Origin of the sequence: Marinobacter guineae, assembly GCF_002744735.1 — a bacterium.
In the GTDB taxonomy this organism is placed as follows: domain Bacteria; phylum Pseudomonadota; class Gammaproteobacteria; order Pseudomonadales; family Oleiphilaceae; genus Marinobacter; species Marinobacter guineae.
Map to the genome: position 1 here is coordinate 688,252 of NZ_KZ319339.1, position 23,502 is coordinate 711,753.

Genomic DNA, 23,502 nt, shown 5'->3' on the forward strand with positions numbered 1-23,502 from the left:
CGATTTATTCCAGTGTTTCGAGAGGATTGAAGATTGTCGCAAGTCCGCCATCGACAGGCAAATCATGACCGGCAATAGTGCGAACCGGAACAATACCGAGAACGCTGTTCAGGAGAAACAGGCCCTGGCATTCCGGGCCCAGTACGTCTTCGACCGTTATCGGCTTCTCAGCCACCGCCTCTCCCCTTTGCCTCAGGCGCTCCAACAGCCACTGGCGCAGAACTCCGGCAACGGCCAGACTGGCAGCCGGCGGCGTCACCCAGCCATTATGCTTTCGAAGCAGAAGATTGGTCCGGGTACCCTCGACGAGGTTGCCGTCGCTGTCAGACATTATGACTTCAAATATGGACTGGCCAAGCTCGGCGGCGGCCATCACCTGCTCAAGCCGGTTCAGAGATTTGATGCCGGCAAGCAAAGGATTGACCGTCAGTGGCACCCTGGAGAAATCGACCACGACGCCAGAGGCATCGGGTGTGGGAGGCAGTGGCGATGCAGACACAAGAAGGTTAGGCACCATGCCTGGGTCCGGGCGGTAACCACGACCGCCCCCGCCGCGGGTCAGGGTCAGCTTGAGAATCCAGCCATCATCGGTGAATTGTTCGGAAAAACGCTGGCCAGCCCGGGTGCAGACAGTCGCGAGCTCACGGCGCGAAACATTGATCCCAAGTCTTTTGGCATCCCGCGCCATACGATCAAGGTGTCGCGAAAGAAGAACACCTTTTTGCCCGACCATGCGGATGGTTTCGAACAGGCCGTCGCCATAGGCCAGCCCGCGGTCATCCGCTGGCAGACCGCCCTCCTCTGCCCAAAACAGGCGAAAAACGGCCATGGTCAGTCTTCGAAGCGACGAAAGATCAGGGTTCCGTTGGTACCACCGAAGCCGAAGGAGTTGGACAAAGCCACCCGTACATCCGCCTTACGACTTTCGTGGGCAACGAAATCCAGATCGCACCCATCATCGGGATTGTCCAGATTGATGGTGGGGGGCAACACCCCATCGCGGATCGACAACACCGAAAAGATCGCCTCGACCGCACCGGCAGCACCGAGCAGATGCCCGGTCATGGATTTCGTGCTGCTCATGGCGAGTTTGTCGGCATGACCTTCAAATACACGCCTGACTGCAGCCACTTCCGCCACGTCACCGACCAGGGTTGAAGTGCCGTGGGCATTGATATAATCGATTTCATCTGTCTTCAGGCCGGCATCCCGGATGGCATTCACCATGGAGCGTGCCGCTCCTTCGCCATTCTCCGGAGGCGCGGTAATGTGGTGGGCGTCGTCACTCATGCCGAAGCCGACAACCTCACCATAAATCGTGGCGCCTCGTTGCTTCGCGTGTTCCAGATCTTCAAGAACAACGACACCCGCACCATCACTAAGCACAAACCCGTCCCGGTCTTTGTCCCAGGGCCGGCTCGCCTTGGTCGGTTCGTCGTTGCGGGTAGAAAGTGCCCGGGCGGCCGAGAAAGCCGCCATTCCAGTACGCGTCGTTGCCATTTCGGAGCCACCGGCCAGCATCACATCAGCATCCCCGTAAGCAATGGTGCGGGCAGCGTAACCAATATTGTGGGTGCCGGTGGTACAAGCGGTAACGATAGCGATATTGGGGCCACGGTAGCCGAAACGAATCGCCGCATTACCGGAAATCATGTTGATCACAGAGGCCGGCACAAAAAAAGGCGAGACTTTGCGAGGCCCGGATTTGTCCATGGTCAGAACGCTTTTCTCTATGTACTCGAGACCACCGATCCCGGATCCGATTGCGATCCCCACTCTTTCCCGATCAAGTTCCTCGAAGGACTCAAGACCACTGTCATCCACCGCCTGCTGGGCGGCAATAAGGCCATAATGAATAAATGCGTCAAGCTTTCTGGCGTCTTTGGCCGAGAGGTATGGCTCCATATCCAGATCACGGATGGCACCCCCGATCCGAGTGTTGTAACCAGACGCGTCAAAACGATCGATCATTCCGATCCCGCTGCGCCCTGCCCGGATACCTTCCCAGGATGACTCCACGTCATTTCCCAGAGGAGACAGCATGCCCACGCCCGTGATAACAACTCGCCGTTTAGTCATAACCCCTTGCACCTGATCTTGTCCGTATAAATCTGCAACCGGATTGAACCTGATTTTTCAGCCAATAAAAAAGCCGTCCCTCGATGTTTCACAAGGACGGCTTTTTGTCTGGCTTTCTTAAATGCAGAGTATCAGGTGTGCGCGACGATGTAGTCGATCGCGTCCTGAACACTTGCCAGTTTCTCAGCTTCCTCATCAGGAATCTCGGTTTCAAATTCCTCTTCCAGGGCCATAACCAGCTCAACGGTGTCCAGTGAGTCAGCGCCAAGATCCTCTACAAAAGAAGATGAGTTCTGAACCTCGGACTCTTTTACGCCCAACTGTTCACAAACGATCTTCTTAACGCGCTCTTCAACTGTACTCATAATGTCCTCACTTTGTGTGTCAACCAAGCAACTCAAGTGCTGCCAGTTTAGTTTAAACCCTACCTGCAAACAAGCAGGGATTCTGTCAAACATGTTGTGCGACAAGGAGTTGCGCACAGGCTCCGGAACGAAGCTTATCCCATGTACATTCCACCGTTTACGTTGATGGTTTCACCCGTCACGTATCCGGCGGCATCTGATGCCAGGAAGGCAACCACAGCTGCCACTTCTTCCGGCTCACCCAGACGACCCGCGGGTATGATTTCCAGCATAGCCTCGCGCTGCTTGTCGTCCAGTTTTTTTGTCATATCCGTGTCAATAAATCCCGGCGCCACGCAATTCGCGGTAATTCCCCGGTTCGACATTTCCTTCGCCAGGCTTCGGGTAAAACCCTCCACCCCGGCCTTGGCGGCACAATAGTTACCCTGCCCGGGATTACCCATACCTGCAACCACTGAACTGATATTTACTATCCGGCCCCATCTCGCTTTCGCCATTCCACGAAGCACAGCTTTGCTGGTGCGATAAACGCTGGAAAGGTTGGTTTCCAGAACCGATGCCCAGTCCTCGTCTTTCAGCCGCATCAGCAGGTTATCACGGGTAATGCCGGCATTATTGACGAGAATCAGCGGTGCACCGGATCTCTCGGTCAGTTCCTTCAGGCCTGCCTCAATGTTGGCGGGGTCCGCCACATTCATGACCATGCCGTAGCCCTTGAACCCGGCGGACTGCAGATCCTTGGTGATGGATTCAGCACCGCTGGCGCTGGTGGCAGTCCCGATGACTTCAGCGCCCTGCTCGGCCAGTGCACGGGCAATCGCCTGGCCAATTCCGCGGGTCGCACCGGTTACCAGTGCAATCTTACCTTCCAGAGACATGAATCACTCCCTTTCGTTTCAGGATTGGCGGAACGCGCCGAGCGCCTTCGCCAGCGAGTCCGGATCTTCGATACTGTGAACCGCCAGAGCCCGGTCAATACGCTTTACAAGTCCGGCGAGGACCTTGCCAGTCCCACACTCAACAGCCACTTCCACGCCATTACTCACGAGTGTACGAACGGAATCCGTCCACAAAACCGGCGAATAGAGCTGCTTCAGAAGATTGGCTTTCAGTGTAGCGGATTCCGTCTCGGCCGCGGCGTTAACATTTTGTATAACCGGGATGACAGCATCGTTAAAGCGCACGTCCTCCAGCGCTTTGGCCAGCTCCTCCGATGCGCCTTTCATCAAGGCGCAATGGGACGGAACGCTGACTGGCAATGGCATGGCCTTGCGCGCGCCTTTTTCCTTACATGCTTCGATGGCCCGCTCGACGGCAGCCGCCGAACCGGCTATCACCACCTGCCCGGGCGCGTTGAAGTTCACGGCCGAGACAACTTCGCCCTGAGCAGCGCTTTCACAGGCAGCGACGACATCATTATCCTCAAGACCCAGGATTGCCGCCATCCTGCCTTCCCCTGCCGGCACAGCATCCTGCATGAGCTCACCACGAAGGCGAACCAGCTTTACCGCTTCTATAAAGTCCAGGCTCTCTGAGGCGACCAGAGCACTGTACTCGCCCAGACTATGGCCGGCGAGAAAATCCGGCTTAACGCCGCCTGCCACAAACCACTGGCGCCACAGGGCGACACTGGCCGTCAGCAGTGCAGGCTGGGTGACCGTGGTTTTGTTGAGCTCCTCGGCCGGGCCGTTCTGGCACAAATGCCATAGGTCGTAGCCCAACGCATTGGAAGCTTCAGCAAAGGTTCTGTTGATAATAGGCCAGGCCTCAGCGGCCGCCGAGAGCATGCCAACGGATTGAGACCCTTGTCCGGGAAAAATAAAGGCTGATTTCATAAGCGGGATCTTATCGTCATTAAGGGGTTACGGGAGATTAGCCAATAGTACAAGTTAGGCCAGTTTTCCGCGAATGCGTGGTCAGGTCGGGACAGACTTTAGTCTCAGACGATCAAAGCATGAGGTCGTCGAGGCGCTCATTGATCCGGCGAGGCACTTCCAGCTCTACTTCCCTGACAGCCTGACGAATGGCAGAAAGCATGGCCCGCTCGTTGGCGTTGCCATGACTCTTGATAACTACGCCCTGCAACCCGAGCAGGCTGGCGCCGTTGTGGCGGGAGGGGTCCATCAACTGCAGCAGTCGGCCAATAATCGGCCTGGCCAGCAGACCAACCAGCCTGCCGTAGAGATTCCGGGTGAAAGCCTGCTCCATCAGTTCAATCAGGAGCCCAGCAACGCCTTCGCCGGTTTTCAGAGCGATGTTCCCGACAAACCCGTCACATACAACCACGTCTGCTACATCCCGGAACAGGTCGCTGCCTTCCACATAACCGATGTAATTGATGGTGTCGCACTGGGCCAGCATGTGAGAAGCCAGACGAACCTGCTCATTGCCCTTAATCTCTTCTTCTCCGACATTCAGCAACGCCACCCGGGGCTCTGCCTGCTGGCAAATAGCCGAGGCCATCAGGGAACCCATCAGGGCATACTGGTATAGATTTTCAGCGGTTGAATCGACATTGGCACCAAGATCGAGGACATGACAGCGCCCCCGGAGAGAGGGAATCAGTTTGGCGATAGCGGGCCTCTCAATGCCCGGATACATGCGAATAATGGAACGACCAAACGCCATCAGGGCACCGGTGTTCCCGGCACTGACACAACCCTGAGCCTCATCGTCACGGACCAGACTCAGGGCAATAGCCATGGATGAGTTCTTCTTGTGACGAAGGGCATGGGACGGTCGCTCATTCATGCGCACCACATCTGCCGCCTCCACAATAGAGATTCTGGCATGCCCCTCACGCAACAAAGCCTCAAGCTCGCTCCGGATTCCCACCAGAACGATGCTCAAGGCTTCGTTTTCACGCACCGCCTGTAGCGACGCAGCAGCCACGATAGCGGCTCCACGATCGCCACTCATGGCGTCAATCGCGATGGTGACCGGCTTCACCGTTCCGCCATCCGATTCCCTGCGGTGCATAGCGACAACGAGATTACTCGTCGCGCGCTTCGATTACCTGCTTACCACGGTAGAAACCGTCTGGAGACACGTGGTGGCGAAGATGAACTTCGCCAGTGGTCGCGTCGGTGCTCAGAGCGGCAGTGCTCAGAGCGTCGTGTGAACGGCGCATGCCACGCTTGGAACGGGTTTTGCGGTTTTTCTGTACAGCCATGATTATGCTCCTGACCTGTTAACGTAAACTTTATATTACCTGGAAAGTAACGTGTGTTCGTTTAATGCGCGCCGGCTTCCCGAAGGATACCCGCGCCCGGTTAATGCTTTGTCTTCTTGAGATTCGCCAGCACGCTGAACGGGTTCTCGCCCGACTTTCTCACCGGCTCTGCCGCAGAGCCGTCAGGCTCATAAGCCTCCAGATCTTCCCGGGCCGGACATTCATTCCGATCATGAAGCGGGAACGCTGGCAGCACCAGCAACAGCTCGTCTTCTGCCATTGACCAAAGATCTGCACTGAAATCATCGGTCAGGTAAGGCTCAAGCTCGTTAGGCAGCTGTTTCGCCTGTTCATCGCTGGTTACCAACCCCAGTTTGAACCGGGAAACCAGTGTCGCGCGCATGGAACCCATACAGCGTTGACACTCCAGCTCCACCGGAGCTTCGAGCTCGCCCGAAACAACGCGACGACGCTCGCTGTCCATATAAAAGGACAACGTCACCCGACACGCAGCGTTCTCCGAAAACCCCAGAACAGCTTCTCGGAAACGGCTAAGCCCGCTGAGGGGAATGATTCCCTCCAGAGTGCTGTTTTGTTCCGCTAACCGGTAAGGATCAACAGATTTGGGTAACTCGGCGTTCGACGCTTTTGACATAGGCGCGCAATTTTAGGGGCGCAGCCCTCTACTGTCAAAGACTTCATTGCTTTTTGGACAGGGGTTCCCGTGCAGATAGGTGTAATTTACGATAAACGTACTCCAGCTCGTCCTCCCCCGCTACCCCAAGGACAATACACATGACGCAAAAACCACTGCTGCTAGCCTCGTCGTCACCCTACCGCAAGGCGCTCCTGGAACGACTTGGCCTACCCTTCACTTGCGCCAGCCCCGATGTCGACGAAACACCAATTCAGGGCGAAACCGGGGAGGCGCTGGCAACTCGCCTGGCCGAGGCCAAGGCCAGAGCCCTGACAGAGCGCTTTCCCGGCCACTGGATTATTGGATCAGATCAGGTGGCCTGCCTGCCGGATGGCTCCTTACTGAGCAAGCCGGGGAGTCACAAACAGGCAACTGACCAATTACGCCAGAGCAGCGGCCACAGAGTCCTTTTCCTGACAGGGCTTGCACTGCTGGACGCGGACTCAGGAAAGCTGGAACGTCACTGCGAGCCTTTCACTGTTCACTTCCGGCAGCTGACCGACGAGGAAATTGACACCTATTTACGACGGGAACAACCCTACGACTGCGCCGGCAGCTTCAAGATGGAAGGCCTGGGCATCACTCTTTTTGAAGCGCTCGACGGCAGGGACCCGAACAGCCTCGTCGGGCTACCCCTGATCGCCCTGAACCAGATGCTGCGGCGCTGGGGCCGGAACCCCCTGCTGGAAAACCCGCCTGATAGTGCCCAGGATTAACGAAGTTCCAGACGGGACTCCACCAGCTGACCGGCAAAGCCCTCGCCAAAGGCAACGCCCAGCTGGTCAACGATATCCTGAAATGGCGATTTCCGACGACTGTAGTCCACCAGATCTTCCTGACCGACAATCTGACGGGCGACGTGTGAAGCGCTGCCCAAGCCATCCACCAGACCCAGCTCAATCGCCTGCTCACCGCTCCAGACCAGCCCACTGAACAGACGCTCATCATCGGCCAGGCGATCCCCCCGACCCTGCTTGACCGCCTCAATGAACTGTTGATGCGTGTTTTCCAGCACACCCTGCCAGAACGCCACCTCCTTTTCCTGTTCCGGAGAGAAGGGGTCGAGGAAGGCCTTGTTCTCGCCGGCGGTATACAACCTTCGCTCAACACCAATCTTGTTCATCACTTCGGTGAAACCGAAGCCGCCGGCGACAACACCAATTGAGCCGACGAGGCTGGCACGGTTTGCATAAATCTCATCGGCAGCCGCGGCGATGTAATAAGCCCCGGAAGCACCGATGTCGGAAATCACCGCGTACACCTTCTTTTCCGGATATTCGCCGCGCAGCCGCTTTATTTCATCGTACACATAACCCGACTGGACCGGGCTTCCACCAGGACTGTTAATCCGAAGAATCACCGCCACCGAGTTTGGCTCCTCAAAAGCGGTCCGAAGCGAACCGACAATATTATCGGCGCTTGCCAGCTCATCTGCCGCTATCGGGCCGTTAATCTCAACCAGGGCGGTATGCTTACCCGAGACACTGTCCAATGAGTCGCCGAACGGAACCTTCAGCATGAATAGCAACGCAATCAGATATCCGAAGGTAAGGAACTTGAAAAAAATCCCCCACCGGCGGCTTCTGCGCTGCTCGGCCTGGAGCGACATCACCAGTTTTTCAATGAGCTTCCAGTCCCGGCCGGACTCTGGCGGCATTTTTGGCGACCTGCGGCCAAACAATGGCTTACTGCCTTTTTCAGGCTCTACTGGCTCATCTCCCCACCCAGGGGACTTATCGGAATCCCAGTCACTCATTCATGCATCCTGTCAGCAACATTGATTAATTTGGCCAAGCTACCTGGTTCAGAGCCCAAGTACCTGGCGCAGGTCGGGCACGGTATCAACAATGGCATGGGGCGAATAATCACCCAGCACATCGCGCTTGTGCACGCCCCACTCGACACCTATGGAAGGCATTCCGATACGCTGGGCCATTTCCAGGTCATAGCGGGTGTCGCCGATCATTACCGCTTCGGCTGGCTCAATTCCGTAGAAATTCAGGATCTGCTCGAGCATTGCGGGGTCTGGCTTTGAACGGGTCTCATCCGCGCACCGGGTTATCTCGAAGTGACTGCCAAGGCCACTGGAAACCAGGGCCGAATCGAGCCCCCGACGGCTCTTTCCCGTGGCCACGGAACAACTGCGACCAGAACCGCGAAGGTCAGCCACCACATCCGCCATACCCTCGAACACATTCTGGGGCGTGGTGGTCTTGTTGAAGAAGTAGCCCGCATAGCCCTCTCGGATGCTATTCATCTCTTCACGACTAATGCCCGGATAGAGTTTCTCCAGCGCTTCGACCATACCAAGACCGATTATATCCCGGTAGGCCTCACGCTCCAGGGCCGCGTAACCCAGGTCGGTTGCTGCCCGGTGCAGGCTGTCAGCGATGTGCTCGACAGAATCCACCAGAGTCCCGTCCCAGTCAAAAATAACCACTCTGACGTTCATTAACCTGTTCCTTTAAGACGTGCCCCAAGTTTTATAAGCACGTCGTTGAATGCATCGTCGTAGGGCGCTTCGAGGCGCATGGCCTCCCCCGACACCGGCAAGGTAAATTCGAGGGCCCGGGCATGAAGCATAAGCCGCTGCCCACCAATCGCCCTGAATGCTTTTAGGCTGACATCATCCATATACTTGTCGTCACCTGCAATCGGATGACCCGCCCAGGCACTGTGAACCCTGATCTGGTGTGTTCGCCCGGTTATCGGTGAGGCCTCCACCAGGCTGTAGCCCTGATACCGGTTAAGGCACCGGAACGTGGTCAATGAAGCTTTCCCCGATTCGTCAACCCTGACTCGCCGCTCGCCATTAGGCATCTCATACCGCAGAAGGGGGGCATCAACCCGGTCGACACCGGCCTGCCAGTCACCGGCCACCAACGCGTGATAGTGCTTTCTTATCCGTTTCTGGCGAAGTTCGTCCTGCAGATAGCGCAATGCTGAGCGTTTCTTGGCCACCATAACCAGCCCGGATGTGTCGCGGTCCAGCCGGTGCACAAGCTCCAGGAACTTTGCCGACGGCCGGGCCGAACGCAAGACTTCAATCAGACCGAAACTGAGGCCACTGCCGCCATGAACGGCAATACCCGAGGGCTTGTTGACCACCATCATCTGTTCATTCTCGAAAATGACCGCGGCCTCAATAACCCCCTGCACGCGGGAGCCGGGCGCGACCTGCTCTGGCTTTTCCTTGCGAGTCACAGGCGGAATCCGCACCTGATCACCAGCTTTCAGTCGGGTGTCTGGCTTAACCCGACCTTTATTGACCCGAACCTCGCCCTTTCTCACCACCCGATAGATAATGCTTTTGGGCACGCCTCGAAGTTGCGCCAGAAGAAAATTATCCACCCTCTGGCCCTCATTATCCTCATCGACAGTGACCCACTGAACACCCTGGCGAACCTCTCCGCGGGGAACTGCCTTTTCGCCACTCCCTCTCCTGGGTGATGGTGCCGCCTTGTAGGGCCTGGCCTTGGCTGGCTTCTTGTTCGCGAGCTTGCGGGACATGGAACTCCTATGGTGGCGACCTGAATGCAGGATTGAACGGCAACCTGAATACTGTTATATTCCGGCGTGCTCTGTCGTTTGTCTACGGCCTGACCAACTCAAGTCAGAAGCCGGAGCGGCAGAAGTATACCGACACTATTCGAGAGTTTGAACGCCGTGCACCCAATCACTACCGGGAACGGCGAAGGAAATGCTCCCGGAGTACCAGGCCAGATCTTCGAAAGACTGAAACCTGTCCCCGGGAAAAGGAAAAACCGCGCAGAAAACCGCGGGCGACATCGCGAAGAATCATTGCCACGCAGGGCCGGGCCGTCCAGCTTACGAATACGACGTGAGACCCAGGCACCTGAGTGAACCTGAAAACGGATAACATGCGTCAACAGACACGAACCTTACACGACCTCTCCCTGCCTTCAGGCAGCCGGATCGTCGGCGTTGGTCTCAGACCGAAAGGATCACACCCCCGAAGGGTCTGATTCGTCTGGCCGCCGGTCCGCCCTTGATGTAACAGGGCCCGCGGCACGCACATCCTGCTTCGCTGATGCGATCCCCTCTGGTTTTCTGTCAAACTAAACGACAGGAACTCTTTCTTTCCATGAAAAGAATGCTTATCAATGCAACTCACCCTGAAGAGTTGCGCGTAGCTCTGGTTGACGGCCAGCGTCTTTTTGATCTCGATATCGAATCCAGCTCCCGCGAGCAGAAGAAAGCCAACGTGTACAAGGGGCGCATTACTCGCGTTGAACCCAGTCTCGAAGCTGCGTTTGTTGATTTCGGTGCCGATCGCCACGGTTTTCTGCCCCTGAAGGAAATCTCCAAGGAGTATTTCAAGAAATCCCCGGGTCAGATTGAGGGCAAGGTCAATATCAAGGATGTGGTCTCTGAGGGCCAGGAAGTCATCGTCCAGGTCGACAAGGAAGAACGTGGTAACAAGGGCGCTGCCCTGACGACCTTTATTTCCCTGGCCGGCCGCTACCTGGTGCTCATGCCCAACAATCCCCGTGCCGGAGGTATTTCCCGCCGTATTGAGGGTGACGAGCGGGCCCAGCTCAAAGACGCCATGAACGATGTCCAGGTGCCTAAATCCATGGGCATCATTGTGCGTACCGCCGGCATTGGCCGAACCACCGAAGAACTGCAGTGGGATCTGGATTACCTTGTTCAGTTCTGGGAAGCCATTTCCCAGGCTGCCGGCGAACGCAAGGCGCCGTTTCTGATCCACCAGGAAAGCAACGTCATTATTCGTGCCGTACGCGACTATCTTCGCCAGGATATTGGCGAGGTTCTGATCGATTCAGATGGCGTATATGAGGACGTACTGAACTTTGTCCGCGCGGTAATGCCGACTTTCGAGAACAAGATCAAGCTGTACAAGGATGAAATCCCGCTGTTCAGCCGTTATCAGATAGAAGGCCAGATCGAGACCGCGTTCCAGCGGGAAGTGAAGCTGCCTTCCGGCGGTTCAATTGTTATCGATCCGACCGAAGCACTGGTGTCCATCGACATCAACTCCTCCCGTGCCACCAAGGGCCACGACATCGAGGAAACTGCCCTTCAGACCAACCTGGAAGCGGCCGAAGAAATCGCCCGCCAGCTGCGCCTGCGTGACATGGGGGGGCTAATTGTTATCGATTTCATCGATATGACCCCGGCCAAGCACCAGCGGGAAGTTGAGCAGAAGATGCGTGAAGCCCTGGAAATAGACCGGGCCCGGGTTCAGGTTGGCAAGATCTCGCGATTTGGCCTGCTTGAAATGTCCCGTCAGCGTCTGCGCCCCTCCCTCGGGGAGACGCGAAGCGAGGTTTGCCCTCGCTGCGAGGGCCAGGGCACCATCCGGGGCATTGAATCCCTCGCCCTGAGCATCATGCGCCTGATCTACGAAGAGTCCTCGAAAGACAAGACCGGCGAAGTGCGGGCTGTTGTCCCTGTGTCTGTTGCCACCTTCCTTTTGAACGAAAAGCGCAAGCAGCTGGCCGATATCGAGGCTCTACAGGAAGTCAGCATCGTCGTGGTTCCTGTGCCACACATGGAAACACCGCACTTCGAAATCGTCCGGATGCGTGATGATGAAACAACACCTGAGCATATTTCCAGCCACCAGGTGGCTCAGGAATACAGCGAGCGTGAAGAGGAAATCTTCGAAGCTCCGGCGGCAGAAAAACCGGTTCGTGAACAGGCAGCCGTAAGGGCGATTCGCCCCAGTGCACCTGCGCCTACGCCCACGCCGGCACCAAAGGCTGCCGAAGCCGTCGATCCGGAGGAAGGCCTGTTCCGCCGCCTCGGACGCAAGATTGCCTGCTTCTTCAACGGAGAAGAAGAACAGCAGACCGAGACCAGCGAAAAAAGCAGAAGCCAGCGTGAAGATCACCGCAATCAGGGCCGCCAGGATCGTCGTAAATCCCGCGTAGCCCGTGGTGACGACCAGCGCTCCGGCGGCAACCGCAGCGGCAACGAACGTCGTCAGGGCGGCCCGCAAAGCCGTGGCGAGGACAACCGTGGGCGCAACCGCAATCGTAACGATGACCAGAACCGCGGAAACCAGAATCGCCAGAGCCCGGATAACAAGGACACTGACAACAAAGGTGACAACAAGGGCACTGATAACCGCCGGGATAGCCGCCGGGACAATCAGGGTCGTGGGCGCAACAAGCCCCAGCGGGACCAAAAGGATAACCGGGACCAGAAGGACAGCAGCCCACAGGAAAACGTTGCCAAGTCAGCCGGCGGTGAAAAGCCCGCATCTGACGAAAAGCGGCGCAAGCCTCGACGTCAGCGCAGTCGCGACGGCTCGCCGGCGGAAAATCCGGCCTCCACGCCGGCAGACCGCAAGGCTGCCCGCAGCGAAAAGCACCAGAAGGATACCCAACCGGAGGTCAGCGCCGAAGGCGACAAGCCTGCGGTAAAAGCCGAGCAGCCACGGGATAACCGTGAAAAGGCTTCAGAAAAACCTGAGAACAAGGCAGCCGCGCCGACTCAGAAGGACGAGCCGAAGCAAGATCGGAAGCCGGGCCAGGCTGACCAGCCCGCTGCTGCACAATCGCCTTCTGACAGCAAGGCCCCTGAGCAGCCGAAAGAAGCAGCAAACGCCGCTGACCAGCCGACCGGGAAGTCCGGAGGCACTGCTGAGGCCGGCACGAAGACCGAGGCACCTGAAAATGTGGAGGAGCAGAGCAGCAAGCCTTCAGCTGCGGACCAAAAGCCATCAACGGGCGAGAAAAAGCCTTCTGCTGCCGATAAAAAGCCCTCTGCCCGAGAGCGTAAACCTGCAGCCGAAAGCGCTGATCAAGCACCGAAAGTCGAGGTAGAAAAGAAGGCAGAAGCTGAACCAAAGCAATCTGCCAAGGCCGAAAAAGCGCCCGAGACCGCTTCTGTGAAGCCGGCCAGCAGCTCAGAAGCGCCGGCCGCCAAGGAAGCGTCCGCCGCTAAACAGGCACCTGCGACCAAAGAAACCGCGGCCGCTAAAGAAGTGCCAACTTCTGATCAGGCGCCTGCCCCTGCTGAAAAGCAGCAATCGGCTGAAAAACCAGCGCCGCAGCCCGCCGCTTCGAAGGCTGCCCCGAAAGAGCAGCCCGCCGAACCGAAGTCATCTCCGGCGGCGGACGTACAGCCTGAAAAGACTGAAAAGCCTGCGACTGGGTCCGAGAAGAAGGACAAGACTCCCGAAACGCCGGCAACCAATGTTCCTGTCACACCGGGACGTGCCTACAATGACCCAAGAGAAGTCCGCAAGCGCCAGAAGGCTGCGGAAGAGGCCAAAAAGGCCGGGAGTGACACTAACTGATGCTATCGAACTCTGACATTGAAGCGCTGGAGGACATCCTTTTTGCCGAACCCTGGGGCGATGATGCCCTGGATTTCTTCGGCTTTCACGGGGTAGTCTGCGCCAGCGTCGTCGGTCCGGCGGAATTGGGTGCGGAAGAAATCTTCCGCCTCGCCACGGGTATCGATGAGGTACCCGATGGCGGGATTCCTGAGGTTTTCAGGCGCTGCGCCGAGCAATTGGCTGGAGATATGGCCCAGGCCCTGGATATGGGCCAGGCTCTGGAATTACCGGAACCGGAAGACGGCGACCCCATGAACGCGCTGGAGAACTGGTGTGCTGGTTTCGTCGACACCTTCCTTGAGCACGAGGAAGAGTGGCTGGACGCTGCCGGCGAAGAGGAAACCGCCGACCTGATGGTACCCATGCTGACGTTGTCAGGACTGTTCGACGACGAAGATTTTCAGAACGTTCGCAACAGCGAAGAGCTGTCCCGGCAAATGGCCGATGCCATTCCGGATTCGCTGACCGATCTGTATCTCCTGTTCCACGCGCCGGATTAAACCGGCGCAGGGCTCAGAATTGGTTGTCTGAAAGAATGCCAGACCGGCTCAAGCCCGTCTGGCATTTTTGCAATGCGGCCAAGCTCACACCAGGGTGCGCCGGGAAAGTGAAAGTCACTGCCCTGAGACGCCAGCAATCCTTCCCTTCGGCAAAGCTCCGCGAGAAATCCCAGGTCCCCGCTGGACTGTCCCGAGGTGGAAACTTCGATCGCCTGCCCTTCTGCCCTCCGGAAATCGGCCGTCAGCTCCCGAAGCTTGGTAGCAGTGAGCTGGTATTTCCGTGGATGGGCAAGAACAGCAATTCCGCCCGCCTCATTAATCCAGCGAACCACTTCCGACAGTTCAGGCCAGTAGGCTTTTACGTCACCGGCCTTGCCGTTGCCCAGGTAACGTTTAAACGCCTGCGCAGCGTTCCGCACTACGCCCTCGCCCGTGAGGACCTCGGCAAAATGGGGGCGACCCGGTACATCACCGCCTGCAGCAGTTGTTGCCTTCCCCAGCAGATCATCGACACCAAGCTTGCCCAGCCGTTCGGCAATCATCCTTGCCCGGGCCCAGCGATTCTCGTTTTGCTGCTCAAGAGCGCCCCGGAACCCGGCGTCATCCGGGTCGAAATCCAGCCCAACAATATGAATGTTTCGACTTTTCCAGATGCAGGACAGCTCCACTCCGGGAATCAGGGTGACACCATGCCTCCCTGCCGCATCCCAGGCTTCGGCGAACCCGCCAATGGTGTCATGATCCGTCAATGCAAGGTGGCTGACACCACGCTCAGCGGCGCGCTCAAGCAGTGCTGAGGGTGATAGCGCACCGTCTGAGGCGGTACTGTGGCAATGCAGATCAATGCACAAAACCGGGTCTTGCGGTATAGTCACGAAACATCCTGAATCAGCGGGGAATGGGCGATATGCCATGTCTGGACAGTGTACCAGCCATCCCTGGCGCTATACGACTGCTGATTATTTGTCAGCCAGTAACGTTTAAGAACTTCAATCCGGAGAACTGAATGTATTACGCCATTATCAGTGAAGATGTCGAAAACAGCCTGGCCCTGCGCCAGTCTGCGCGGCCCGCCCATATCGGGCGCCTGCAAGAACTGAAGGCCGAGGGCAGATTGCTTGTTGCAGGCCCGCACCCCGCTCTGGACACACCGGAACCGGGTGACGCCGGCTTTACCGGCAGCCTGGTGATTGCAGACTTCGACTCCCTGGAGGCAGCCCAGGCATGGGCCGATGCCGACCCCTACATTGAGGCCGGCGTGTACGAGAAGGTTACAGTGAAGCCGTTCAAGGCCGTTTTGCCGTGATCGCTTCCGTTACAGCATGAGTTTATTGTAATGATGGCTCGCTTGCACAGCCGGGCATCTGTGACAAAATTGCGCTTTTAACTATGCTCCGACTTTATCCAGAGAATTTCAGGGAACGTAACCAGTGACGCTTTTTCGTCTCGCTATCAGTGTGTTGTTTGCAGTGTCGTCAATTGCCGTTGCCCAGGCGAAAACGGTCTGGGTGGACGATCAGTTGTATCTCCCGGTGAGGTCTGGCGCAGGTACTCAGTACCGTATTATCGAGAATGCGGTACCCAGCGGGACGCCTCTGGAGGTGCTTGATGCTTCCGATTCGGCTTATACCCGGGTTCGCACCCCCAAGGGCACGGAAGGCTGGGTGTCCAGCCAATATCTGAGCGAAACGCCCATCGCCGCAGACCGCCTCAGGACCGCCAACCAACAGCTCGAAAACACCCGTGCGGAGCTCGCCCAGGTGACAGAGCAACTGACCCAGGTCACCAACGAGCGGGACGCCCTTGAGAACTCTGAATCGACGCTCTCTAATCGCTCCCAGGAACTCCAGGAAGAGCTACAGCGTATCAAGAGCATCGCCTCCGACTCGATTAACCTGGCACGCCGGAACCGCGAACTCCTCGAGGAAAACCAGAAAATCCGCAACGACCTTGAGGTCCTTACCGCAGAAAACGAACGCCTCGAAGCCAGCAAGGAGTATGACTTCATGCTACTCGGCGCCGGCCTGGTCCTCGGCGGCGTGATGCTGGCACTGATTATTCCGATGCTCAAACCAACAAGAAAAACGGACAACTGGGCCTGATGCCATGAAGGATTACTCGGAAAAGCGTGACTTTCACCGTATGCAGGTGAACTCTGAAATAGAAATTACCGATAGTCAGGGTAACAGGTTCACCGGCGTCTGCCGCGACCTGAGTGCGGCCGGCATGCAACTCCATGTAGGGCGCAAGGTAGCCGTTGGCGAAGAACTGCAAACAGTCCTCCACCCCACAAGCGATCAGTTTCCTCCACTGGAAACGGTGTGCGAAGTCATTCGGTGCGAACCGGAGGGCGACGGATTCCTGCTCGGAACGAACATCAGCGAAGTAACTCGCTGAAGGCAAAACGGCGGCCATTGGCCGCCGTTTCTATATCTGCAAGATGGCCTCTGGCTCAGACCAGAGGCTTCTCCGAAACAATAATGCCGTTATTGTCGGCATATACATAATGACCGGGGTGAAAGGTTACGCCGTGGAAGGTAACCGGCACATTCAGGTCGCCAAGGCCACGTTTTTCACTTTTCCGGGGATGAGTTCCCAGAGCCTGAACGCCCAACTCGGTGTTACCAATCTCGTCCACGTCCCGAACGCAACCGTAGATAATCAGGCCGGCCCAGCCATTGCTGGCAGCTTTCTCCGCCAGCATGTCGCCCAGCAGTGCATGGCGCTTTGAGGCACCACCATCCACCACCATGACCCGACCATTGCCGGGCTGGCCAACCTGCTCTTTTACCACGGAATTGTCTTCAAAGCATTTCACGGTCACTATCTCACCGCCAAAGGCCTTGTTGCCGCCATAGTTGTTAAAGCCGGGTTCCACAACCTGCACTTCCGGAAATTCATCGCACAGGTCCGGGGTAATAATCTCGGTCACTTTGTCGCTCTCCTTAATCCTGGAAAATGAACTCAGTCAATCTTTTCGTCGGCCAGGAAGAACCAGGTATCCAGCACCGAATCCGGATTCAGGGAAACGGAATCGATACCCTGATCCATCAGCCACTTGGCCAGATCCGGATGATCCGATGGCCCCTGCCCGCAAATACCGATGTATTTATCTGCCTTCTTGCAGGCCTGAATGGCGCTGGCCAGCAGTGCCTTGACGGCATCGTTACGCTCATCGAACAGGTGGGCGATAATACCGGAATCCCGGTCCAGCCCCAGGGTAAGCTGGGTCAGGTCGTTGGAGCCAATGGAGAAGCCGTCAAAATGCTCCAGGAACTGATCGGCCAGAATCGCATTGGCCGGCAGCTCACACATCATGATGACACGAAGGCCGTTCTCACCACGCTTCAGGCCATTCTCTGCCAGCAGGCTAACCACCTGTTCGGCTTCACCAACGGTGCGAACAAACGGCACCATCACTTCCACATTGGTCAGCCCCATCTCGTTGCGGACCTTTTTCAGGGCGCGGCATTCCAGTTCAAAGCAATCGCGGAAGGTTTCGGAAATGTAGCGGGATGCGCCACGGAAACCCAGCATCGGATTTTCTTCGTCCGGCTCGTACAGGGTGCCGCCAATCAGGTTGGCGTACTCATTGGACTTGAAGTCCGACAGCCGCACAATAACCTTTTTCGGCGCGAACGCGGCGGCCAGGGTGGAAATACCTTCCACCAGCTTGTCCACGTAGAAATCGACCGGAGACGAATAACCCGAAATGCGCTTTTCAACGGTCTGCTTGATGTCCCGGGGCAACCCGTCAAAGTTCAGCAGGGCCTTGGGGTGCACACCGATCATGCGGTTGATGATGAACTCGAGGCGGGCCAGGCCAACGCCTTCATTGGGCAGCGCCTGGAAATCAAAGGCACGGTCCGGGTTGCCGACATTCATCATGATCTTGAACGGGATATTGGGCATGGAATCGACGGTATTTTCCCGCAACTCGAAGTCCAGGGCACCTTCGTAAATCAGACCTGTATCGCCCTCGGCACAGGAAACCGTCACTTCCTGACCATCTTTCAGGATCTCGGTTGCATCACCACAACCAACCACCGCCGGGATACCCAGCTCACGGGCAATAATGGCAGCGTGACAGGTACGTCCGCCCCGGTCCGTCACAATGGCGGAAGCCCGCTTCATGACCGGCTCCCAGTCCGGATCGGTCATGTCTGTCACCAGCACGTCACCGGCCTGAACGCGGTCCATTTCCTTGATGCTGGTAATAATCTTCACCGGGCCGCTGCCGATCTTGTGGCCGATACTGCGACCTTCCACCAGCACATTGCCGGTTTCATTCAACAGGTACCGCTCCATCACGTTGGCAGAGGCGCGGCTCTTGACGGTCTCAGGCCGGGCCTGAACGATGTAGATCTTGCCATCGTCACCATCCTTCGCCCACTCGATATCCATGGGGCGCTGATAGTGTTTTTCGATAATCATCGCCTGGCGGGCCAGATCTTCCACCTCGGCATCGGTAATGCAGAAGCGATTACGCTCGTCCTGCTCGACCTTGACCGTTTCCACAAGCTGACCTTCGCCGGGGCTGGTATGGTAAATCATCTTGATGGCCTTGCTGCCCAGATTGCGGCGCAATACCGCCGGGCGGCCGGCCTCCAGTGTCGGCTTGTGGACATAGAATTCATCCGGGTTCACGGCACCCTGAACAACCGTTTCACCGAGGCCATAAGAGGCCGTCACAAAAACCACATCCCGGAACCCGGATTCGGTATCCAGTGTAAACATAACGCCACTGGCGGCGGTCTCACTGCGCACCATTTTCTGGATACCGGCGGACAGAGCGACCATCTTGTGATCGAAGCCATGGTGGACACGGTAAGAGATGGCCCGGTCGTTGAACAGCGAAGCAAACACTTCTTTAACCGAGGTGCGTACCTGCTGCAGTCCGACCACGTTCAGGAAGGTTTCCTGCTGGCCAGCGAACGAAGCGTCTGGCAGATCCTCTGCAGTCGCCGAAGAACGCACAGCAACGGCCATATTTTCGTTGCCGTCCTGCAAGGCGGCGAATGCCTCTTCCAGTGCGTTTTCCAGAACATCCGGGAACGGAGTATCCAAAATCCACTGGCGAATCTTCGCACCCACCCTGGCCAGTTCGTTGACATCGTTGATGTCCAGGGCATCCAGAACATTGTCTATTCGCTCTTTCAGGCCGTCTTTGGCAAGAAATTCGCGATAGGCATGAGCGGTCGTGGCAAAGCCACCGGGAACGGTGACACCTGCGTTGGCGAGATTACTGATCATTTCGCCGAGAGAGGCGTTCTTCCCGCCCACCCGGTCGACATCGGACATTCCCAGGTGATCAAACCAGATAATGTAATCTTCCAAAGCACGTCTCCCTTGAGTCTGTGAAGCAAAGAGCAAAACCGGGCCAGCGGTATCAGGCAATAAAAGCAGGCAATATCCACTGCGGGGTCTCGAACTTGGCGTGTATGATACTGTAACCTGCGGAAATTACCTAGGGAACCACCCGCTGAATACGGAACCGGACGATACACCATGAAACGCACTGCTTTTTTCATTTCCGACGGCACCGGCCTGACCGCCGAGGCATTGGGGCACAGTCTTCTGGCCCAGTTTGAGAAGATCGAGTTTGAACGGGTGACCGTTCCCTACATCGATGACGAAGAAAAAGCACGGGAGATGGTCAAGCGCATCAACAAGGCGGCCGAGACGGACAGTGCCCGCCCACTGGTCTTTGACACCATCGTGAACAGCGACATCCGGGATATCATCTCAACAGCCGAAGGTTTCATGGTGGATATTTTCGGAACCTTTCTCAATCCCCTGGAGCAGGAGCTTCAGTCCTCCTCCTCCTATACCGTCGGGAAATCCCATGCCATCAATAACGAAGGCAGTTACGAACGGCGGATCAAGGCGGTCAATTTTGCGCTGGATAACGATGATGGCGCCCGGACAAGACATTATGATGAAGCTGACCTGATTCTGGTCGGAGCTTCGCGGAGTGGAAAAACCCCGACCTGCCTCTATCTGGCACTACAGTACGGGGTCAAAGCAGCCAATTACCCGATTACGGAAGAAGACCTGGAAGACCAGCAGATCCCGGGCGCCCTGAAGCCCCACAAGGAAAAAATCTACGGGCTGACCATCGATCCCGAACGCCTCGCCACCATACGGAACGAGCGTCGGCCCAACTCAAGGTACTCCTCCATCAAGCAGTGCATGCACGAAGTCGAGGAGATCGAGCTGATGTACCGGCGTGAGCGCATTCCGTACCTGAATACCACGGCGTATTCAGTGGAAGAGATTTCGACACGGATTATGGTGAGCACCGGGCTGAAACGGAATCGCTGACAGGACTGGAATAGCGAACAAGCCGAAAAAAGGGGAAAAGGGTCAGATGAAAGCGTTCATCTGACCCCGGTGTGTTGCACTTATCACATTTCCTGAATATCCAGGCCAAGCTCCTCGGCCCTGGCCCTGTTTTCCGGGCTGGTAACCATGGCAATGCTGGCTTTTTCAGCCACCAGCCAAGCATTGGCTACCCGTTTGAGATCGTCCAGCGTAACTGCCAGAACACGCTCCCGGAACCGGGCCCTCTGCTCCGGCGTGCGCCCAAACAGCTTGTTGTGGAACGCATGCCGCGCTGCGCCAGCCGGAGAACGGGGCCGGTCAAGCTGACCAATGACCCCGAGGATGGATTCCTCAAGCTCCTGATATTCGTGATCGGTTTCCTGTAGCCAGATCAGCGCCTTGTCGAAATCCTCCAGAGTCTCTTCCAGGCGAGGGTCGCGATAGGAGAAGAACCGGAAGGTTCCGTTCACGCTGTCCTGCCCGGCGCCGCCACCGTAGGCGCCACCCTTCTCACGGATTGCACGGTGCAGGTAGCCGTTACGCAGGAAACCACCGAGCACGGTCAGCGCCGCTGCATCCGGATGGTCCACTGGCACAGTGCTATAGGCCTTGGCGCAGAAGTTCACTTGCGTAGATGTCAGCCAGGCCTCACGGGTGGTGTAGCTGACTGGCTCGATCTTCCAGTCAGAGCTGGTGGGCGCCGATGCATCCTGCCAGCAGGATTTGAGGTCGTCGACCATAGCCGGAAGCTGCTCTTCCTCACCAATCAGCAAGAACTCCCGCTCCTGATTACTGATTTTCTTGTGTAGGGCTGCCAGCTTCTCGCACAGGGACACCAGTTCTTCCGGATCTTTCAGGGCCTGATCCAGCTGCTTGGTGCCCCGAATACCGGCCAGCCCCCCGAGCCGGAATGACAGCCAGGCACCCGCGCTCATGCCCTGGGACGCCGCGCTCATCGCCAATGCATGACCACTGCCGGTGACCGCCTGCTCGCGGCGGGCACGGATCTGGGCAATGATCTCCCGAACCCGCTCTTTCTCGTCGAAACGGGCATCGATGTAGACGTCACGGAGCAGCCGGGTCAATGCACTGCGGTTCCGGGCCAGAGCCTTGCCGTTGAATATGATGTAACCGGACAGATCCTGGACATCGTCGATACGGCCCTTGGCACTGAACGCGGCGCCTATGCCACCGGATTCCGCGGAAATGCGGTCCTGCATCTGCAGGTAGTCCAGCTCTCCGCAACCCACCTCGGAAATCAGGGCGGTGTAATAAGGCACCAGAAGCAGTTCTTCTTCGGTGAGGGCTGGCACCGGCACCACCACCTGCTCATATATCAGCCCATTGGTCCCGCGGGCATAGACCGTTGCCGAAATATCGCCGTCGTAACGGCCTTCCGGCTCAGGCATTTGCAGTGGTACATCGGACAAGTCAACCTTTGGAAGAATGGAGTCGTCGTCCTTGCGCATCTGCCGCTCTTCAAGGGCACTGGCCCGCTCGACAATCATCCGGACCTCATCCTCTGTCAGCTCTTCCTTGCGACGGGCCAGAGCCTCCCGGATGGCTTCCTGACGACGGCTTTCCAGCTTTTCATCCGGGCGCAGGGTCAGCGTCACCCTGTGTGGATTTTCCAGCAGCTTTTTGCGAATCAGACCGGGCACATACCCGGGATCCTGAATTTTCTCCCGGAGCGTTGCCAGCACCGGTTCCAGATCGAGCAATTCAACAGGGTCGCCGCCGTGGACCATGGGCGCAATTGCGCTCATGATCAGCTGCAAACCATAAGGGGCATGATCGCCAGCGATCTCACGCTGATGCAACTCCAACTGATGCAGGATGGCTTCCAGGCGCTCCTCACTGACACCTTCCTCCACCACCTGGTGCAGCGTGGCCTCGATCAGTGCTTCCAGATCCTTGTGTTTTTCGGGCTCGCTGCCTTCAATTCCGCACACGAAAGTCATTTCGCGATTGGAATCCTCCAGGCCACACATGGGCGACGGCGCATGGCCCAGATCGGTGGTTTCCAGGGCCCGCATCAGGGGCGAGGCACTGTTTTCCAGAAGCACCGCGGAAAGCAATTGCCCTTCCAGGTTTTCCTTCAGGTCAAAGCTCTGCCCCAAGAGCCAGCCGACAACAATGTGGGTCTTGTTGTCTGTACCCTCGCCTTCATTTACCGCATAGCCCTGCTCCACCCGTACCGGCGCAAACATGCGCTTTTCATCACGAACCGGCAGGTCGATGTCGAGCCGGTCGAAGCGTTTTAGCGCCAGCTCCTCGAACTTTTCGTGGTGCTCCCGGGCGGGAATATCGCCGTAGGTGGCAAAAATCGCGTTACTGGGATGATAGTGGTGACGATAGAACTTCGTCAGGTCATCGTAAGTGAGATCGACAATGTGGTCCGGCTCGCCACCGCTGTTGTAATGATAGGTGGTGGTCGGAAAGAGATGACTGCTCAGGTTCTGCCATAACTGGGACGTGGGCGAACTCATGGCACCCTTCATTTCATTGTAAACAACACCCCGGTAGACCAGATCAGTGGAAGGATCTTCCGGTTTGTCGAACTCCAGGCGGTGGCCTTCCTGGGCGAAATCCAGCGGATCCAGCTTGGAGAAGAACACACAGTCCAGGTACACCGTCAGCAGGTTGTCAAAATCTTTCCGGTTCATGCTGGCGAAGGGATACGCGGTCCAGTCGCTGCTGGTAAAGGCATTCATAAAGGTATTCAGCGACCGCCGGATCATCATAAAGAACGGATCGCGAACCGGAAAACGTTCGCTGCCACAGAGTGCGGTATGCTCCAGAATATGAGCAACACCGGTCGAATCCATTGGAAAAGTGCGTAGGGCCACGAAGAATACGTTCTCGTCGTTGTCGGCCACCAGGTGCAGGTGCCGAGCCCCGGTTTTCTTGTGGCGATACTCCTCAACATCGATATTGAGCGTGTTGATCCGGTGACTGCGAAGCTTCTCAAAGGCCGGATGGGTTGCGTTGTCGATCACTGCAGCCATTCAAACTATCCTGTCTTTAAACAA

The 23,502-nt window shown here is 57.1% G+C and carries 22 protein-coding genes; 7 read left to right on the top strand and 15 right to left on the bottom strand.

Features of this window, described 5'->3' with window-relative positions; genetic code table 11:
- Positions 1-4 precede the first annotated feature (4 nt).
- The 8 genes from pabC to CLH62_RS03155 all read right to left on the bottom strand — a co-directional run bounded on the left by pabC (position 5) and on the right by CLH62_RS03155 (position 6,271).
- On the bottom strand, positions 5-829 hold the full coding sequence (gene pabC / locus CLH62_RS03120) for an aminodeoxychorismate lyase (protein ID WP_099616676.1): 825 nt from the start codon (positions 827-829) through the stop codon (positions 5-7).
- A 2-nt stretch (positions 830-831) separates the two neighbouring features.
- Positions 832-2,079: a beta-ketoacyl-ACP synthase II gene (gene fabF / locus CLH62_RS03125; protein WP_099616677.1), complete on the bottom strand. Its 1,248-nt coding sequence runs from the start codon at positions 2,077-2,079 to the stop codon at positions 832-834.
- 131 nt (positions 2,080-2,210) lie between these two features.
- Positions 2,211-2,444 carry an acyl carrier protein gene (gene acpP, locus CLH62_RS03130; protein ID WP_012136033.1) on the bottom strand — a complete coding sequence of 78 codons (234 nt, stop codon included), beginning with the start codon at positions 2,442-2,444 and terminating at the stop codon, positions 2,211-2,213.
- A 134-nt stretch (positions 2,445-2,578) separates the two neighbouring features.
- Positions 2,579-3,322 carry a 3-oxoacyl-ACP reductase FabG gene (fabG, locus tag CLH62_RS03135; protein ID WP_099616678.1) on the bottom strand — a complete coding sequence of 248 codons (744 nt, stop codon included), beginning with the start codon at positions 3,320-3,322 and terminating at the stop codon, positions 2,579-2,581.
- An 18-nt stretch (positions 3,323-3,340) separates the two neighbouring features.
- Complete coding sequence (fabD, locus tag CLH62_RS03140) at positions 3,341-4,279, bottom strand: ACP S-malonyltransferase (RefSeq protein WP_099616679.1); 939 nt, start codon at positions 4,277-4,279, stop codon at positions 3,341-3,343.
- 112 nt (positions 4,280-4,391) lie between these two features.
- Entirely contained in the window at positions 4,392-5,393 is a 1,002-nt protein-coding gene (gene plsX, locus CLH62_RS03145; protein WP_407657771.1) for a phosphate acyltransferase PlsX, read from the bottom strand.
- A 43-nt stretch (positions 5,394-5,436) separates the two neighbouring features.
- Positions 5,437-5,616: a 50S ribosomal protein L32 gene (rpmF, locus tag CLH62_RS03150; RefSeq protein WP_070966024.1), complete on the bottom strand. Its 180-nt coding sequence runs from the start codon at positions 5,614-5,616 to the stop codon at positions 5,437-5,439.
- A gap of 100 nt (positions 5,617-5,716) precedes the next feature.
- Positions 5,717-6,271: a YceD family protein gene (locus CLH62_RS03155; RefSeq protein WP_099616681.1), complete on the bottom strand. Its 555-nt coding sequence runs from the start codon at positions 6,269-6,271 to the stop codon at positions 5,717-5,719.
- A gap of 140 nt (positions 6,272-6,411) precedes the next feature.
- Between CLH62_RS03155 and CLH62_RS03160 the strand changes: the two genes are divergently transcribed.
- Complete coding sequence (locus tag CLH62_RS03160; RefSeq protein WP_099616682.1) at positions 6,412-7,029, top strand: Maf family protein; 618 nt, start codon at positions 6,412-6,414, stop codon at positions 7,027-7,029.
- Here CLH62_RS03160 and CLH62_RS03165 read toward each other — a convergent pair.
- Genes CLH62_RS03165 through rluC form a run of 3 tightly spaced genes read right to left on the bottom strand, consistent with a single transcriptional unit; the run spans position 7,026 to position 9,823 of the window.
- Positions 7,026-8,069: a S49 family peptidase gene (locus CLH62_RS03165; RefSeq protein ID WP_099616683.1), complete on the bottom strand. Its 1,044-nt coding sequence runs from the start codon at positions 8,067-8,069 to the stop codon at positions 7,026-7,028. The genes CLH62_RS03160 and CLH62_RS03165 overlap by 4 nt on opposite strands.
- Before the next feature lie 48 nt (positions 8,070-8,117).
- Positions 8,118-8,765, bottom strand: coding sequence for an HAD family hydrolase (locus CLH62_RS03170; RefSeq protein WP_099616684.1), 648 nt, complete (start codon positions 8,763-8,765; stop codon positions 8,118-8,120).
- A complete protein-coding gene (gene rluC, locus CLH62_RS03175) occupies positions 8,765-9,823 on the bottom strand; it encodes a 23S rRNA pseudouridine(955/2504/2580) synthase RluC (RefSeq protein ID WP_099616685.1) in 1,059 nt (352 codons plus the stop codon). The genes CLH62_RS03170 and rluC overlap by 1 nt, the downstream gene beginning before the upstream one ends.
- Before the next feature lie 595 nt (positions 9,824-10,418).
- On the opposite strand from rluC, the gene rne reads away from it, so the two are divergent.
- Together rne and CLH62_RS03185 are read left to right on the top strand one after the other, a co-directional pair.
- Positions 10,419-13,604: a ribonuclease E gene (rne, locus tag CLH62_RS03180; protein ID WP_099616686.1), complete on the top strand. Its 3,186-nt coding sequence runs from the start codon at positions 10,419-10,421 to the stop codon at positions 13,602-13,604.
- Positions 13,604-14,146 (top strand): YecA/YgfB family protein, encoded by a 543-nt coding sequence (locus CLH62_RS03185; RefSeq protein ID WP_099616687.1) that lies wholly within the window; start codon positions 13,604-13,606, stop codon positions 14,144-14,146. The genes rne and CLH62_RS03185 overlap by 1 nt, the downstream gene beginning before the upstream one ends.
- Here the strand turns inward: CLH62_RS03185 and CLH62_RS03190 are convergent.
- A complete protein-coding gene (locus CLH62_RS03190; RefSeq protein WP_228152760.1) occupies positions 14,143-15,021 on the bottom strand; it encodes a PHP domain-containing protein in 879 nt (292 codons plus the stop codon). The two genes, CLH62_RS03185 and CLH62_RS03190, sit on opposite strands and share 4 nt — an antisense overlap.
- 131 nt (positions 15,022-15,152) lie before the next feature.
- Between CLH62_RS03190 and CLH62_RS03195 the strand changes: the two genes are divergently transcribed.
- From CLH62_RS03195 to CLH62_RS03205, 3 genes are all read left to right on the top strand, one after another.
- Entirely contained in the window at positions 15,153-15,452 is a 300-nt protein-coding gene (locus tag CLH62_RS03195; protein WP_099616689.1) for a YciI family protein, read from the top strand.
- A 124-nt stretch (positions 15,453-15,576) separates the two neighbouring features.
- Positions 15,577-16,248 (top strand): TIGR04211 family SH3 domain-containing protein, encoded by a 672-nt coding sequence (locus CLH62_RS03200; RefSeq protein ID WP_099616690.1) that lies wholly within the window; start codon positions 15,577-15,579, stop codon positions 16,246-16,248.
- 4 nt (positions 16,249-16,252) lie between these two features.
- The gene (locus CLH62_RS03205; protein ID WP_099616691.1) at positions 16,253-16,543 is read left to right on the top strand and encodes a PilZ domain-containing protein; all 291 of its coding nucleotides are present in this window, start codon (positions 16,253-16,255) and stop codon (positions 16,541-16,543) included.
- 55 nt (positions 16,544-16,598) lie between these two features.
- Here CLH62_RS03205 and rraA read toward each other — a convergent pair whose 3' ends face one another.
- Both rraA and ppsA read right to left on the bottom strand, forming a co-directional pair.
- Entirely contained in the window at positions 16,599-17,078 is a 480-nt protein-coding gene (gene rraA, locus CLH62_RS03210) for a ribonuclease E activity regulator RraA (RefSeq protein WP_099616692.1), read from the bottom strand.
- Positions 17,079-17,110: 32 nt separating this feature from the next.
- Positions 17,111-19,483: a phosphoenolpyruvate synthase gene (gene ppsA, locus CLH62_RS03215; RefSeq protein ID WP_099616693.1), complete on the bottom strand. Its 2,373-nt coding sequence runs from the start codon at positions 19,481-19,483 to the stop codon at positions 17,111-17,113.
- A 171-nt stretch (positions 19,484-19,654) separates the two neighbouring features.
- Here ppsA and ppsR point away from each other — a divergent pair, with 171 nt between their 5' ends.
- On the top strand, positions 19,655-20,470 hold the full coding sequence (ppsR, locus tag CLH62_RS03220) for a posphoenolpyruvate synthetase regulatory kinase/phosphorylase PpsR (protein ID WP_099616694.1): 816 nt from the start codon (positions 19,655-19,657) through the stop codon (positions 20,468-20,470).
- 83 nt (positions 20,471-20,553) lie between these two features.
- On the opposite strand, the gene CLH62_RS03225 is transcribed toward ppsR, so the two are convergent.
- The gene (locus CLH62_RS03225; protein ID WP_099616695.1) at positions 20,554-23,478 is read right to left on the bottom strand and encodes an insulinase family protein; all 2,925 of its coding nucleotides are present in this window, start codon (positions 23,476-23,478) and stop codon (positions 20,554-20,556) included.
- Positions 23,479-23,502: the final 24 nt, after the last annotated feature.

Bases quoted from the DNA above. Each gene is read 5' to 3' on its own strand.
- CLH62_RS03155 (WP_099616681.1), bottom strand. From the start codon at position 6,271: ATGTCAAAAGCGTCGAACGCCGAGTTACCCAAATCTGTTGATCCTTAC.
- CLH62_RS03160 (WP_099616682.1), top strand. From the start codon at position 6,412: ATGACGCAAAAACCACTGCTGCTAGCCTCGTCGTCACCCTACCGCAAG.
- CLH62_RS03185 (WP_099616687.1), top strand. From the start codon at position 13,604: ATGCTATCGAACTCTGACATTGAAGCGCTGGAGGACATCCTTTTTGCC.
- CLH62_RS03195 (WP_099616689.1), top strand. From the start codon at position 15,153: ATGTATTACGCCATTATCAGTGAAGATGTCGAAAACAGCCTGGCCCTG.
- CLH62_RS03165 (WP_099616683.1), bottom strand. From the start codon at position 8,069: ATGAGTGACTGGGATTCCGATAAGTCCCCTGGGTGGGGAGATGAGCCA.
- fabG (WP_099616678.1), bottom strand. From the start codon at position 3,322: ATGTCTCTGGAAGGTAAGATTGCACTGGTAACCGGTGCGACCCGCGGA.
- fabD (WP_099616679.1), bottom strand. From the start codon at position 4,279: ATGAAATCAGCCTTTATTTTTCCCGGACAAGGGTCTCAATCCGTTGGC.
- CLH62_RS03170 (WP_099616684.1), bottom strand. From the start codon at position 8,765: ATGAACGTCAGAGTGGTTATTTTTGACTGGGACGGGACTCTGGTGGAT.
- acpP (WP_012136033.1), bottom strand. From the start codon at position 2,444: ATGAGTACAGTTGAAGAGCGCGTTAAGAAGATCGTTTGTGAACAGTTG.
- CLH62_RS03205 (WP_099616691.1), top strand. From the start codon at position 16,253: ATGAAGGATTACTCGGAAAAGCGTGACTTTCACCGTATGCAGGTGAAC.
- rluC (WP_099616685.1), bottom strand. From the start codon at position 9,823: ATGTCCCGCAAGCTCGCGAACAAGAAGCCAGCCAAGGCCAGGCCCTAC.
- pabC (WP_099616676.1), bottom strand. From the start codon at position 829: ATGGCCGTTTTTCGCCTGTTTTGGGCAGAGGAGGGCGGTCTGCCAGCG.
- fabF (WP_099616677.1), bottom strand. From the start codon at position 2,079: ATGACTAAACGGCGAGTTGTTATCACGGGCGTGGGCATGCTGTCTCCT.
- rpmF (WP_070966024.1), bottom strand. From the start codon at position 5,616: ATGGCTGTACAGAAAAACCGCAAAACCCGTTCCAAGCGTGGCATGCGC.
- rne (WP_099616686.1), top strand. From the start codon at position 10,419: ATGAAAAGAATGCTTATCAATGCAACTCACCCTGAAGAGTTGCGCGTA.
- ppsR (WP_099616694.1), top strand. From the start codon at position 19,655: ATGAAACGCACTGCTTTTTTCATTTCCGACGGCACCGGCCTGACCGCC.
- CLH62_RS03225 (WP_099616695.1), bottom strand. From the start codon at position 23,478: ATGGCTGCAGTGATCGACAACGCAACCCATCCGGCCTTTGAGAAGCTT.